We start from the raw sequence: 13626 nt of genomic DNA, 5'->3' as shown, positions 1-13626 counted from the left end.
TGTTGATTGAATCAACATGAAGTCTTGTCGGAGGTGATCCGTCCATGGATATGGATACGGTGGGCGCCATGACGCATGACTCGGCGCACGGGACCGGTACGCAGGACGCGGGAGGCGAAGGGCAGACGGAGGCCCGCCGGCTCACCACCCGGGAGGCTGCCGAGCGACTCGGGGTGAAGCCCGAGACCGTGTACGCATACGTGAGCCGGGGACAGCTCGCCAGCAGGCGGGCTCCTGGCGGACGCGGCAGTACTTTCGACGCCGCCGAGGTCGACGCCCTCGCACGCCGCGCCGGGCGCAGGGAACCTTCGCCGCCGTCCGCCATGGGTGACCTGGTCTTCCGTACCGGCATCACGCTCATCGAGCCGGACCGCTACTACTTCCGCGGCGTGGACGCGACCGAGCTCGCCCGCCGCTACGGCTACGAGGAGATCGCCGAGTGGATCTGGACGGGCGAGCTCCGCCCGGGCATCCGCTTCACGGCCGCGGCCGAATCCCTCGCGGCAGCGCGGCGCACCGCCGCCTCACTGCCACGGCACAGCAGCTCGACGGACCGGCTCCGGGCCGCTGTCGCCGCAGCCGCGTCCGCCGACCCCCTGCGGTTCGACCTCTCCCCCGAGGGAGTGCTCAACAGCGCACGCAACCTGATCCCCACCCTGGTGGGCGCGCTGCCGTCGACCGGGGAGCCGGGCGTCGAGGGTGGCGACGAGGGCGGCACCCACGGTCCTCTCGCCGCACAGCTGTGGCCGAAGCTCTCCGCCCGGCCCGCCGACGCGGCATCACTGGCCGTGCTCGACACCGCGCTCGCACTGCTGGCCGACCACGATCTCGCCGCCTCGACGCTGGCGGCACGCGTAGCCGCGTCGACCCACGCGCACCCGTACGCCGTGGTCTCCGCGGGACTGGGCGTGCTGGAGGGACCGCTGCACGGCGCCGCGAGCGGGCCGGCGCACCGCATGCTGACCGAGGTCGTGGACCGGGGTGGCGCGGCGCCGGTCGTCGCGGATCATCTGCGCGCCGGCCGGCGGGTGCCGGGGCTCGGTCACCGCCTCTACAGGGGCGAGGATCCGCGGGCGGGCGCACTGTTCGCGCTGCTGGACGAGATGCCGCAAGCGGCTCCGGCCATGGCGGCGGCCCGGGACGTGGTCGCGACCACCGCTCGCCACACGCCCCTGCACGCCAACGTCGACCTGGCCCTCGCCGTCCTCTCGGTCGCGTGCGGCATGCCCGCCGAGACGGGCGAGACGGTGTTCGCCGTGTCCCGTACGGCGGGCTGGATCGCCCACGCGATGGAGGAGTACGCGGAACGGCCGCTGCGTATGCGGCCGAGCGGGCAGTACAACGGTCCGCGCCCGCCACAGCCGCTGCCGTTCCCGAACACGGCCGGCCCGGACGCGGGTGCCTCGAAGGCGGCTCCGCCGCAGGGGTCCGGCCCTGCAAATTAGCTACAGCCGACGGAAATTCCCACCGGCCTCCTGCCGCGCCTACTACCGGGGCGGGCGGGCCGTGGATCCGCGGACGACCAGCTCCGGCTCGAAGAGGAGCTCGTCCGACGGCACGGCGCGCCCCCCGATCTGCACCGAGAGCAGTTCGACCGCGGCCCTGCCCATGGCTTCGATCGGCTGACGCACCGTGGTCAAGGGCGGCTCGGTGCAGTTCATGAACGCCGAGTCGTCGTAGCCGACGACGGAGACGTCCCCGGGCACCGACAGCCCGCGGCGGCGCGCCGCGCGCACCGCGCCCAGGGCCAGCGGGTCGCTGGCGCAGATGATGCCGGTGACCCCTTGGTCGAGCAGCCGCGTGGCGGCGGCCTGGCCGCCCTCCAGCGAGAACATGGCCCGGGAAACCCGCTCGTCCGGCACGGTCGCCCCCGACTGGGCGGCCAGCGTGCGGGCGGCGGTGAGCTTGCGCTGCGAGGGCATGTGGTCGGCCGGGCCGAGGACGAACCCGATCCGCTCGTGGCCGAGCGAGACGAGATGACGCCAGGCCTGCTCGACGGCCACGGAGTCGTCGCACGAGACCGCGGGGAATCCGAGGTGGGCGATGGCGGCGTTGATCAGGACGACCGGGATCTTGCGGTCGGCGAGCACCTTGTAGTGATCGTGGGGAGCGTCGGCCTGGGCGTACAGCCCACCGGCGAACACGACTCCGGACACCTGCTGCTGCAGGAGGAGCTCGACGTAGTCGGCCTCGGAGACCCCGCCCTTGGTCTGCGTGCAGAGCACCGGAGTCAGCCCCTGCTGGGCGAGCGCGCCCCCGACCACTTCGGCGAAAGCCGGGAAGATCGGGTTCTGCAACTCGGGCAGGACCAGCCCGACCAGCCGGGCACGCTCACCGCGGAGCTGCGTCGGACGCTCGTATCCGAGCACGTCCAGGGCGGAGAGAACGGCTTGCCGCGTGGCGTCGGAGACGCCTGGCTTGCCGTTCAGCACGCGGCTGACCGTGGCCTCGCTGACTCCTACTTTCTGGGCAACTTGAGCAAGTCGTCGCGTCATGAGCGCAAGATTAGCGCAAGAAACGCAAGAAGATTGCGTTACTGCGGATACCCACAGAACGCTCACAGATGGCGGCCTTGGAGGCAAGAGTCCTCAGCCTGTGAGCGACCGACCGGTGACCGACCGTCGATCGGCCGATCGGGATTTCGGGAAGCACGGTTCGCCCCTTACCGTTCGTACGATGAGCGCCCCACCGACCCCACGGGGACCGCGCCGGTTCGGCTGGCCGAAGCGGGTCTTCTCTCAGGTCCTGCTGATGCAGCTGGCCATCATCACCGGTGTCACCGTCCTCGTCACGGGCCTCTTCCTGGCACCGCTCAGCGCCCAGCTCGACGACCAGGCGATGCGCCGCGCCCTGGCGATCGCGCAGAGCACGGCGGCACAGCCGCAGATCGCCGCCTCGCTGCTCACCACCGAACCGCGCCCGGACGGTGCTGTCCAGACCGCGGCGGAGCGGATCAGGCGGTCGACGGGTGCCGAATACGTCGTGATCATGGACAAGCAGGGTGTGCGATGGTCACACACGGACTCCTCCCGCATCGGCGACGTCGTCTCCACCGACCCCAGCACGGCACTCGCCGGCAGGTCCGTGATGGAGATCGACAGCGGCACGCTCGGACGATCGGCCCGCGGCAAGGTACCGCTGCTCGACGAATCGGAGCGGGTCGTCGGCGCCGTCTCCGTCGGCATCGCGTACGACAGCGTCCGCGCCCGGCTGCTCGCCGCGATCCCCGGTCTGCTCGCCTATGCGGGCGGAGCCCTGGCCGTGGGGGCGCTTGCCGCCTATCTGATCTCGCGCCGTCTCCAGCGACAGACCCATGACCTGGCGTTCTCCGACATCTCGGCGCTGTTGACCGAGCGTGAGGCCATGCTGCACAGCATCCGCGAAGGGGTCGTCGCACTCGACCGCACAGGGCGCATCAGGCTCCTGAACGATGAGGCCCAGCGACTGCTCGGCCTCGGCCCCGGCGCCGCGGGCAAGCAGCTCGACGAGGCACTGGGCGAGGGCCGGACCACCGACGTGCTGGCCGGGCGGGTGGTCGGCGACGACCTGGTGACGGTCCGCGGCAGCCGCGTGCTGCTCGCCAATCGGATGCCGACCGACGACGGCGGGGCTGTGGCCACTCTGCGCGACCGTACGGAGCTGGAGTATCTCGGCCGTGAACTCGACTCCACCCGTGGCCTGATCGACGCGCTCCGTGCCCAGGACCACGAGCACGCCAACCGGCTGCACACCCTCCTGGGGCTGCTGGAACTGGAGATGCACGAGGAAGCGGTGGAGTTCATCACGGAAGTCGTGGGCGTCCACCGGGCGACGGCCGAGCAGGTCACCGAGAAGGTCCACGACCCCCTGCTGGCCTCCCTCCTGGTAGGCAAGGCGACCGTGGCCGCGGAGCGCGGCGTCGCCCTGCGCATGGCTGAGGAGACCATGCTGCCGGACCGGCTGGTGGACCCACGCGGCCTCGTCACGGTCCTCGGCAACCTGGTCGACAACGCGCTGGACGCGGCTGCGGGATCGACGGACGCACGGATCGAGGTCGGGCTGCGGGCCGACGGCCGTACGGTGGTACTACGGGTATGCGACAGCGGTCCCGGTGTACCGGCCGGTGACCACGAATCCATCTTCATGGAGGGCTGGTCGACCAAGGAACTCCCGGCGCACGGCAAGCGCGGTCTGGGACTCCCGCTGGTACGGCGGCTCGCCGAGCGACAGGGCGGCAGCGTGTCCGTATCGGGATCCCCCGAGGGCGGGGCGGTGTTCACCGTCGTCCTTCCGGAGGCCCTGCGCGAACCGGACCGGCTCGGCACCCTGGGCCCGGGTGAACCTGACCTGCCGGATATCCCCGACCTGGGCGCAGCCACCCGGCGGGACGCCTCCGCCGGGAGCAACCGGTCGGCTCCCGTACGGCCCGCTACGTCAGGAGACGCCCCGTGATCGAGGTTCTGGTCGTGGACGACGACGTACGGGTCGCCCGGATCAACGCGGCGTACGTCTCCAAGGTGCCCGGATTCCGGGTGGCCGCCGTGGCCCACTCGGCAGCCGAGGCTCTCGCAAGGATCGGCGAGGTGCCCATCGATCTGATCCTGCTCGACCACTACCTGCCGGACCGCAACGGTCTGGCCGTGGTGCGGGAACTGCGCGCACTGGGCCGTCACACCGATGTGATCATGGTGACAGCCGCACGCGACGTCGCGACCGTTCAGGCGGCGATGCGCCACGGGGCGCTCCAGTACCTGGTGAAACCGTTCGCCTATGCCGGGCTTCGCACCAAGCTGGAGGCGTACGCGGCGCTGCGCCGCACCTTCGAGGGCGGCGGGGAGGCCGAGCAGACGGAAGTGGACCGGCTGTTCGGGGCCCTGTGGGCCACGGGTGGATCCGACCTCCCCAAGGGACATTCGACGACCACCGCGGAGCTGGTCCGTCAGGCCCTGCGTTCGGCCGACGGCCCGCTCTCCGCTCAGGAGATCGCGGAGAGCGCCGGAATGAGCCGGCAGACGGCCCAGCGCTATCTGAAGCTGCTGGAACGCACGGGCCGGGTAAGGCTGTCCCTCAAGTACGGCGAGACGGGCCGTCCGGAACACCGGTACACCTGGGCCACCGGCTCCTGAAGCCGCCGCACCTCCGCCCCGCCCGCGCCGCCCTCGCCACGCCCGCGCCTACGCCGCCCCCGCTCCGGTCAGCGACCGGACCTCCGTCTCCGCGTGCTTGGCCTGGTCGGGCGGTTCGGGTGAGGTGACCGTGCCGATCCAGCCGGCCAGGAAGCCTGCGGGGATCGACACCAGCCCCGGGTTCTCCAGAGGGAAGAGCGCGAGGTCCACACCGGGGAAGAGCGAGGTGGGGCTCCCCGACACGACCGGCGAGAGCAGGACGAGCACGACGGCGGGGATCAGCCCGCCGTAGACCGCCCAGACCGCTCCCCGTGTGGTGAAGTTCCGCCAGAACAGCGAGTAGAGCAGCGCCGGGAGATTGGCGGAGGCCGCGACCGCGAAGGCCAGCCCCACCAGGAACGCGACGTTCAGATTCTGGGCGAGGAGACCGAGCGCGATGGCCACCACCCCGATGCCCGCCGCGGCCACCCGGGCCACGCCGACCTCGCTCCGCTGCTTGGCGCCCGGCCGCCGGAACGAGGCGTAGAGGTCGTGGGCGACGGAGGCCGAGGAGGCAAGGGTGATCCCGGCGACGACGGCGAGGATCGTGGCGAAGGCGATGGCGGCCACGACAGCGAAGAGCACAGTGCCGCCCGTGGAGCCCTCACCACCTCCGAGAACGAGCGCCAGGAGTGGAACAGCCGTGTTCCCGGACGCGTTGGAGGCCCGGACATCCGCGGAGCCGACGATCGCGGCCGCTCCGAATCCGAGCACGATGGTCATCAGGTAGAAGCTGCCGATCAGTCCGATGGACCAGACGACGCTGCGCCGGGCCGCGCGGGCGGTGGGAACCGTGTAGAAGCGCGACAGGATGTGCGGCAGGCCGGCCGTGCCGAGGACGAGGGCCAGGCCGAGGCTGACGAAGTCGAAACGCGCCGTCCAGCTCCCGCCGTACCTCAGCCCGGGCGAAAGGAAGTCCCTGCCGTGTCCGCTGCGTTCCGCGGCGGAGGTGAGCAGGGCGTTGACGTCGCCGTGGAAGCGGACGAGGACCAGCACGGTGAGTGCGACGGCTCCAGCCATCAGCAGGACCGCCTTGACGATCTGGATCCAGGTCGTGGCGCGCATGCCGCCGAGCGACACGTAGATCACCATGAGCGCTCCGACCCCGACCACGGTCCACGACCGGGCGGTGTCGCTCGTGCCGCCGAGCAGCAGCGCGACGAGGCTCCCCGCACCCACCATCTGGGCCACCAGATAGAGCACCGAGACGGTGACGGACGAGGTGCCCAGCGCCGTACGCACCGGGCGCTCCGCCATACGGGCGGCGACCACATCGGCGAGGGTGAACCGCCCGCAGTTGCGCACGAGTTCTGCGACGAGGAGCAGGACTACGAGCCAGGCCACGAGGAATCCGACGGAGTAGAGCATGCCGTCGTAGCCGAAGAGGGCGATCAGTCCCGAGATGCCGAGGAAGGACGCGGCGGACATGTAGTCGCCGGCGATGGCGAATCCATTCTCCATGGGGGAGAACAATCGTCCGCCCGCGTAGAACTCCTCGGCGGAACCCTGCCTGTTCCGGCCGACCCAGGTGGTGATGCCGAGCGTTACGGCGATGAACACGCTGAACAGCAGCAGCGCCAGCGTCTGATGGTCCCCCCTCACCGGCCGGCACCTCTTGTCATCTCCTGGGTCTCCCAGCGCAGTTCCAGTGCGACCCGGTCCCGGTGCAGACGCGCGTGACGGGCGTACGCCCAGGTGAGCAGGAACGTGGTGAGGAACTGTCCGAGTCCGGCCACCATGGCCACGTTGAGCGCGCCGACGACGGGACGCGCCATCAGGTCGTGCGCAGTGGTGGCCGCGATCACATAGGCGAGGTACCAGAGCAGGAAGGCGGCTGCCGCGGGGACCACGAACCGTCGGTAGCGACGGCGTACCTCTCGGAATGCCGGGCTGTTCTGCACCTCCAGATAGATCTCGGCCGCGCTGTGGCCGCACTGCTCCACCGACCGGAACCGCCCGTCGGCCGCGATGGCCTCCGTGCCGTCCGACTCGCCCCACCCGGCTGCCGGCGCCTCGTACCACGGGTCGTCGAGCCGCATCGCTGCGGTGTCGGGCCCTGCTTCCTTCTCCACCAACAACTCCCTTGTCCACGAGCCTTTTCGGCCGCGTAGCCAAGAATGGGCAGATCGGGAAGATCCCGGGCACTTCATTCGCCGCGCTTCACCATTTCAGGTGACGGAAGTGCCGGGCGGGTGTGCGAGCCCCCGGCCGTACGCATAGCGCACCGCCCCTGTTCTGTCGCGCGCGCCCGTCTTGGAGAAGAGGTTGTTGATGTGGGTCTTCACCGTGGCCCGGGAGATGTGCAGGGTGCGTGCGATCTCCGTATTGGACAGTCCGTCCGCGATGAGGACCAGCACCTCGGCCTCGCGGGGAGTGAGTCCGTCGGGCAGCTCCGACGGAAGCGGCGCCCCCGACTCGACGGCCTGGGACGTGACCCGCTCCAGCAGCCGGCTCTGCACCTTGGGTGAGAGCCCCGCCTCACCGGAGAGCACGGCCTGGATGGCCTGGGCGATCTCCTCACCGCGGGCGTCCTTGGTGAGGTAGCCTCGCGCACCCGCCTGCAGAGCGGTGAACAGCGAATCGTCGTCGGCGAACGTGGTGAGGACCACCACTTGCGTACGTGGGTACTCCCTGCGGATCCGGCGCGTGGCCTCGACGCCGTCGCAGCGGGGCATCCGCAGGTCCATCAGGACCACATCGGGGTCCGTCCCGGCGACGAGAGCGACAGCCTCGTCCCCGTCCTTCGCGGCCCCGACCACCTCGATTCCGGGCAGCAGGCCCAGCAGCATGACGATGCCCTCACGCACCACCGACTGGTCGTCGGCGACCACGACCCGCGCACTCACGCGGGCACCCGCAGATTCACCACGAACCCCTCCTCGTCCGGCCCCGCCTCCAGCGTCCCGCCCAGCAGTTCGGCACGCTCCCTCATCCCCACAAGACCGTAACCGGAGCCACTGACAGCGAGCTCGTCCGCCGGACGGTGACCGCCGGAGTCCCGTACTTCCAGGGCCACCGCGTCCGGCTGATACTCCAGCCGGACGGAGACGGCTGCCCCCGGAGCGTGCTTGCGGGTATTGGTCAGGGCCTCCTGAGCCACCCTCCGCACCGTCTGCGACGCTTCCGCGGTCAGTTCCCTCCGCTCGCCCGCGACGGCCACCTCGGCCGGCTCACCGGCCACCAGCTGACGCAGGAAGTCCTCCACCGGGATCATCTCCCCCCGCAGGGCGGAGAGCGCCTGGCGCGTCTCCGCGAGGCCCTCACGCGCCATGGAGCGCGCCGCCACCACTCTCTCCAGCACCTGGTCACGGAATTCCGCGGAAGGCTCGCGTTCGATCAGCAGCCGGGCCGCTTCCAGATGCACCAGTTGGGCGGAGAGGCTGTGGGCGAGCACATCGTGGATCTCGCGCGCGATCCTGGACCTCTCCGCCAGCGCGGCCGCCCCGGCTTCCGCCTTCCTCGCGGCCCGCTCCTGGGCGAGGAGACGCTGGGAGCTGCCGCGGGCCTCGGCATCGAGCCGCAGCACATACCCGCCCAGACACAGGCTGCCCGTGGTGATCACGGTCGTCAGCCAGCCGTCGCCCTTGACGACCGCGTAGGCCAGGAGGGTCACCCCGGTGAGGGGGACCGCGGCGAACAGCGGGAGCCGCTCCAGGGCGACCACCGCGCACCCGCACCAGAGCACGGCCGCGAGCGCACCGGCGCCCGCCTCCAGGGCCCCGAACGCCACTACCGTCAACAGCACCAGCAGCCCGAGGGAAGGCCCGAGACGGTGCTCCCGGGTGGTGCGGAAGAACGCTCTGCCGGCTGTCGCGCAGCCCGCCGTCACCACCAGGCCGACCGCGACCTGCCAGAGAGCGAACCGCCCGCCCGCGAAGGCGCTCCAGAGAAGGCCGACGAACACCGCACTCCATACGAACCGTGCGATCACGGCTCGGGACCGGGTATGGGGCGCTCGGGTGAGAGCCTCCCTGGAAGGCCAGCTCGTCCACGTACTGCGGTTCACGCCCCGCCCTTCGACATGACCCGTGCGGCAGCCGACGGCGCGTCACCGGCCTGGAAACCTGCGGTGACACCGTACTGCTCCCTCATGCCCTTGGTCCGCAGGGCCAGTACACCGCTGCGCGCGAACAGCATCGCCGCGAGCGATATGAGCAGGGCCGCTGTCCCCTGGTGTACACCGAGCAGGACGGCGGCCACGGCCATCGAGACGCGCAGGGCCATCCCTCCCACCCACACGAAGAGGGTCGCCCTGGTGCCCCGGCTCCAGAAGGAATCGTCCGGCCCCTGCCACAACCGCGCGGTCCAGCCCCATCCCGCACCGGTGACCAGCCCCACCACGAGTCCCGCGCCGAGCATCACCGCCGACAGTGTTTCGTGACGCGGATCGAGGGCTCCGTCACTGCGCAGGGCGACGATGAACAGGACCACCGGCAGCACCCACCACCGCTTCTGTTCGCCGACCCGCTGGGCCGAGAACTGGCGCACGACGACGAGCGCGACAACCGCAAGGATCACCAGAACGTTGAAGAGCTCTGACATGTGACAGCCTCCGAGGGGCGCGAAGTTTTGGTGTCTTCGACGCTACGGAGGCGCGGGGATCATGGGATCGGCTCAGGGGCTGACCGTGGGTGGAGAAAGTATCTCCACCCACGGGTGGAGAGCGTCAGACGTCGATGCGCGAGCGGTCCAGGGTGGCTGCGGAGCTGGTGATGAACTCCTTGCGGGGGGCGACCTCGTTGCCCATCAGCAGATCGAAGACCTGCTCGGAGGACTCCAGGTCGCCGATGTTGATCCGGCGCAGTGTGCGGTGGCGCGGGTCCATGGTGGTCTCCGCCAGCTGGTCCGCGTCCATCTCGCCGAGGCCCTTGTACCGCTGGATCGAGTCCTTGAACCTGACGTTCTTCCGCTGCAGCTCCAGCAGGGTCTGCCGGAGCTCGTTGTCGGAGTAGGTGTAGATGTACTTGTCCTGGCCCTTCTTGGGCTGGACGAGCTCGATCCGGTGCAGCGGGGGCACGGCCGCGAAGACCCGCCCCGCTTCGACCATCGGCCGCATGTAGCGCTGGAAGAGCGTGAGCAGCAGGGTGCGGATGTGCGAACCGTCGACATCGGCGTCCGTCATCATGATGACCTTGCCGTAGCGAGCCGCGTCGATGTCGAAGGTGCGTCCGGAGCCCGCTCCTATGACCTGGATGATGGCTCCGCACTCGGCGTTCTTGAGCATGTCCGAGACGGACGACTTCTGAACGTTGAGGATCTTGCCTCGGATCGGCAGCAGGGCCTGGAACTCACTGTTGCGGGCCAGCTTCGCCGTGCCGAGGGCCGAGTCGCCCTCCACGATGAAGAGCTCGCTGCGCTCCACGTCGTCGCTCCGGCAGTCGGCGAGCTTCGCGGGCAGCGACGAGGACTCGAGCGCGGTCTTGCGGCGCTGCGCGTCCTTGTGCTGGCGGGCGGCGATGCGGGTGCGGGCAGCGGCGACCGCCTTGTCCAGCACCGCCCTGGCCTGAGCCTTGGCGTCGCGCTTCGTGGACGTCAGGAACGCCTTGAGCTCCTTGGCGACCACATTGGCCACGATCCGGTTGGCCGCCGAGGTGCCCAGCACCTCCTTGGTCTGCCCTTCGAACTGCGGCTCCGCGAGACGTACGGTGACGACCGCGGTCAGGCCTTCCAGGGCGTCGTCCTTGACGATGTCGTCCTCGGCGACGCGCAGCAGCTTGGCGGAGCGCAGGACCTCGTTCACCGTCTTCGTGAGGGAGCGCTCGAATCCGCTGACGTGGGTGCCGCCCTTAGGGGTGGCGATGATGTTGACGAAGGACTTGAGGTTGGTGTCGTAGCCCGTGCCCCAGCGCAGTGCGATGTCGACAGCCAGCTCACGGGTGACCTCGGTCGCCGTCATGTGCCCACGGTCGTCCAGGACCGGCACGGTCTCCTTGAACGTTCCCGTTCCGTTCAGGCGCTGAACGTCGCAGACGGCCTTGTCCTGCGCCAGGTACTCGCAGAACTCGCTGATTCCGCCGTCGAAGCGGAAGGTCTCCTCCGTCTTGCCCTCGCCGTCGATGCCCCGCTCGTCGCGCACGACGATGGTGAGGCCGGGCACGAGGAACGCGGTCTGGCGTGCCCGCTGGTACAGCGTCTCCAGGTTGAGCTTCGCGTCCTTGAGGAAGATCTGGCGGTCCGCCCAGTACCGCACCCGGGTACCGGTACGGGTCTTCGGGACGCGCTTGCCCTTGCGGAGGCCGTTGGCGGGGTCGAAGGGGCTGTCCGGCCCCTGCTCGGTGAACATGCCCGGGACACCGCGCCGGAAGCTGATGGAGTGGGTCGCGCTGTTCCGGTCGACCTCGACGTCCAGCCGTGCGGAGAGCGCGTTCACGACCGAGGCGCCGACGCCGTGCAGGCCGCCCGACGCCGCGTAGGAGCCGCCGCCGAACTTTCCGCCGGCGTGCAGCTTGGTCATGACGACCTCGATGCCGGAGAGCCCGGTCTTGGGCTCCACGTCCACGGGGATGCCCCGGCCGTTGTCGCGGACCTCGACGGAGGAGTCGTCGTGGAGGATGACCTCGATGGAGTCGCAGTAGCCCCCGAGAGCCTCGTCGACGGAGTTGTCGATGATCTCCCAGAGACAGTGCATGAGTCCGCGGCTGTCCGTGGACCCGATGTACATCCCGGGGCGCTTACGGACGGCTTCGAGCCCTTCGAGGACGAGAAGGTGCCGCGCGGTGTAGTTGGAGCTGTCCCTGTCTGCGCCGCCTGCTCCGGTCAGCAGCGCAGTGGACGGCACGGAATCGGCGGTCACGCGGTTCGCTCCTCGCTGAATTTCATTTGGGGCCCAGTGGGTAACGGGCTCGGCGTCGGTAGCCGCTGAGAGCCTACCGAGGCCTGGTAGAGCGGTTGTAACGCCACCCAGGGGGAATCCTTATGCTAGTGCAGCCTCGCATACGCGTTCGATCATTCGTTGGAGTGACGCGCACATCACGTTCCCTTCGAGGCATGAACCATTTAGGCTCCGGGCACGTCCTCATGAACAACCGGCAAGCCAGCCGGCGGACCGGCCCACACAAGCAACGCGAAACCGTAGCGCTACGCAATACGGCACATTCGCCGCCAAACGGCAACAGACAGCCATCCTGAGAAGAAGTTTCGAAGAAATGCCACGAGCGGGAACGTTTTCGGCCTGGTTGGATGTTGACCCTGGTACGACAGCTCGTCGAGCTAGAGAAGAGGCGACGTGACTACTGTTCTGACCCCCGCGAGCCCGCTGACCGCAGCAGACCGCTGTGACCGTTGCGGCGCCCAGGCATATCTGCGCGTCGTCCTCATCAGCGGCGGTGAACTGCTCTTCTGTGCCCACCACGGGCGCAAGTTCGAGCCGGAACTCAAGAAGATCGCCGCGGAAATACAGGATGAGACAGATCGGCTCACTGCCGTGCAGGCCAGTGCCGCCGACGAGGAACAACACTGACACCTCGCATCCACGACGAGCCATGGGCCCGGTCCAGGACCGGCCGACGGGCGGCCTCCCCACCGGGGAAGCCGCCCGTTCTCGTATTCTCCGACGCGGTGTGGTCCCAGCGGTCAGGCTGCGCCGGCCATCCACCGGGCGGCCGCGGATACACGTGTGTACACCCCTGGGCTGTCGGGGCTCCCGCAGCCGCTCCCCCAGGAGACAAGCCCGACGAGGCGCCCACGGGCCACCAGCGGGCCTCCGCTGTCCCCCTGGCACGCATCCCGCCCACCCGCGGTGTCACCGGCGCAGAGCATCGATGAGGCGTCGTACGCGCCTTGTGTGCCTCCGGGGTACGCCTGGGCACAGTCGCTGTCGGGCAGCACCCGCACCTTGGCGGCCCGCAGCCGGGAGGCGTAGGCCCCGTAGCCGGTCGTGTCCCCCCAGCCGTACACCGTCGCCGCGGTGCCCGGCTCGTACGCCGGGCTCCCGGCCCCCGCCATCGGGATGACACTGCTCTTCGGCAGCGCCCGGGCCAGCGTGAGGACCGCGAGGTCGGCGGCATTCGTGCGCGGGTTGTAGCCAGGGTTGACCCACGTCGTACGCACGGGGATCTCCTGACCGCCAGGCCCGTTCAGCTCGTCCCGTCCGGCGATGATCCGCAGATCCCGGACCTCGGGGACGGCGGCCCCCAGGACGTCCTCCCGGAGGCAGTGTGCGGCCGTCAGCACCTTGGTGGGCGCGATGGCCACTCCGCCGCAGAACTGCCCGGCGCGGGTTCCTCCGAACCGGTCACGGCTCGACAGAGCCACGGCCCACGGACTGTCCGCGACAGCCACCGGCCTCCCGCCGACGATGATGCTGTCCGCCGCGGCCGTGGCCGGAGGGCCGAGCGGTATCACCGCCGCAGCGACCGCCAGGGTGAAGGCGGCCGGAAGGACATGGACGAGAATGCGGGGCATGGAGTCTCCTTACGCCGAGGTGAGCATTGCCCACTCAGCGTCATCCGCTCCGGTGCCCGCCGCATGCGCACATGGGCCG

General features: G+C 69.9%; 12 protein-coding genes. 4 read left to right on the top strand and 8 right to left on the bottom strand.

Annotation, left to right across the window (positions count from 1 at the left end; translation table 11 throughout):
- Positions 1-68: 68 nt before the first annotated feature.
- Positions 69-1445 (top strand): citrate/2-methylcitrate synthase, encoded by a 1377-nt coding sequence (locus ACFWFI_RS10060; protein WP_387387621.1) that lies wholly within the window; start codon positions 69-71, stop codon positions 1443-1445.
- Between the two features lie 42 nt (positions 1446-1487).
- Here the strand turns inward: ACFWFI_RS10060 and ACFWFI_RS10055 are convergent, their stop codons facing one another.
- Positions 1488-2495 (bottom strand): LacI family DNA-binding transcriptional regulator, encoded by a 1008-nt coding sequence (locus ACFWFI_RS10055; RefSeq protein WP_387387619.1) that lies wholly within the window; start codon positions 2493-2495, stop codon positions 1488-1490.
- Positions 2496-2676: 181 nt separating this feature from the next.
- Here ACFWFI_RS10055 and ACFWFI_RS10050 point away from each other — a divergent pair, with 181 nt between their 5' ends.
- Together ACFWFI_RS10050 and ACFWFI_RS10045 are read left to right on the top strand one after the other, a co-directional pair.
- A complete protein-coding gene (locus tag ACFWFI_RS10050) occupies positions 2677-4431 on the top strand; it encodes an ATP-binding protein (protein ID WP_387387617.1) in 1755 nt (584 codons plus the stop codon).
- Positions 4428-5105: a DUF7342 family protein gene (locus ACFWFI_RS10045; RefSeq protein ID WP_387387615.1), complete on the top strand. Its 678-nt coding sequence runs from the start codon at positions 4428-4430 to the stop codon at positions 5103-5105. Before ACFWFI_RS10050 ends, ACFWFI_RS10045 begins: the two co-directional genes overlap by 4 nt.
- Before the next feature lie 48 nt (positions 5106-5153).
- On the opposite strand, the gene ACFWFI_RS10040 is transcribed toward ACFWFI_RS10045, so the two are convergent.
- The 6 genes from ACFWFI_RS10040 to ACFWFI_RS10015 form a co-directional block, all read right to left on the bottom strand.
- Positions 5154-6746, bottom strand: coding sequence for a solute symporter family protein (locus ACFWFI_RS10040; protein WP_387387613.1), 1593 nt, complete (start codon positions 6744-6746; stop codon positions 5154-5156).
- Complete coding sequence (locus ACFWFI_RS10035; protein ID WP_387387661.1) at positions 6743-7183, bottom strand: DUF485 domain-containing protein; 441 nt, start codon at positions 7181-7183, stop codon at positions 6743-6745. The genes ACFWFI_RS10040 and ACFWFI_RS10035 overlap by 4 nt, the downstream gene beginning before the upstream one ends.
- Before the next feature lie 129 nt (positions 7184-7312).
- Positions 7313-7990 (bottom strand): response regulator transcription factor, encoded by a 678-nt coding sequence (locus ACFWFI_RS10030; RefSeq protein WP_387387611.1) that lies wholly within the window; start codon positions 7988-7990, stop codon positions 7313-7315.
- The gene (locus tag ACFWFI_RS10025; protein ID WP_387387609.1) at positions 7987-9150 is read right to left on the bottom strand and encodes a sensor histidine kinase; all 1164 of its coding nucleotides are present in this window, start codon (positions 9148-9150) and stop codon (positions 7987-7989) included. Before ACFWFI_RS10025 ends, ACFWFI_RS10030 begins: the two co-directional genes overlap by 4 nt.
- Entirely contained in the window at positions 9147-9686 is a 540-nt protein-coding gene (locus ACFWFI_RS10020; protein ID WP_387387608.1) for a DUF1453 domain-containing protein, read from the bottom strand. The genes ACFWFI_RS10025 and ACFWFI_RS10020 overlap by 4 nt, the downstream gene beginning before the upstream one ends.
- A gap of 124 nt (positions 9687-9810) precedes the next feature.
- Positions 9811-11937, bottom strand: coding sequence for a DNA gyrase/topoisomerase IV subunit B (locus ACFWFI_RS10015; RefSeq protein WP_387387607.1), 2127 nt, complete (start codon positions 11935-11937; stop codon positions 9811-9813).
- A gap of 432 nt (positions 11938-12369) precedes the next feature.
- On the opposite strand from ACFWFI_RS10015, the gene ACFWFI_RS10010 reads away from it, so the two are divergent.
- Complete coding sequence (locus ACFWFI_RS10010) at positions 12370-12603, top strand: DUF7455 domain-containing protein (RefSeq protein WP_014153643.1); 234 nt, start codon at positions 12370-12372, stop codon at positions 12601-12603.
- Positions 12604-12716: 113 nt separating this feature from the next.
- Here the strand turns inward: ACFWFI_RS10010 and ACFWFI_RS10005 are convergent, their stop codons facing one another.
- Positions 12717-13547: a S1 family peptidase gene (locus ACFWFI_RS10005; protein WP_387387606.1), complete on the bottom strand. Its 831-nt coding sequence runs from the start codon at positions 13545-13547 to the stop codon at positions 12717-12719.
- Positions 13548-13626 lie beyond the last annotated feature (79 nt).

It is taken from the genome of Streptomyces sp. NPDC060209, from assembly GCF_042728155.1.
GTDB lineage: Bacteria > Actinomycetota > Actinomycetes > Streptomycetales > Streptomycetaceae > Streptomyces.
This window is presented reverse-complemented; position numbering and strand designations above follow the sequence as displayed.

Coding starts and splice junctions, on each gene's coding strand:
- ACFWFI_RS10060 (WP_387387621.1), top strand. CDS start 69: ATGACGCATGACTCGGCGCACGGGACCGGTACGCAGGACGCGGGAGGC.
- ACFWFI_RS10055 (WP_387387619.1), bottom strand. CDS start 2,495: ATGACGCGACGACTTGCTCAAGTTGCCCAGAAAGTAGGAGTCAGCGAG.
- ACFWFI_RS10050 (WP_387387617.1), top strand. CDS start 2,677: ATGAGCGCCCCACCGACCCCACGGGGACCGCGCCGGTTCGGCTGGCCG.
- ACFWFI_RS10035 (WP_387387661.1), bottom strand. CDS start 7,183: ATGCGGCTCGACGACCCGTGGTACGAGGCGCCGGCAGCCGGGTGGGGC.
- ACFWFI_RS10020 (WP_387387608.1), bottom strand. CDS start 9,686: ATGTCAGAGCTCTTCAACGTTCTGGTGATCCTTGCGGTTGTCGCGCTC.
- ACFWFI_RS10005 (WP_387387606.1), bottom strand. CDS start 13,547: ATGCCCCGCATTCTCGTCCATGTCCTTCCGGCCGCCTTCACCCTGGCG.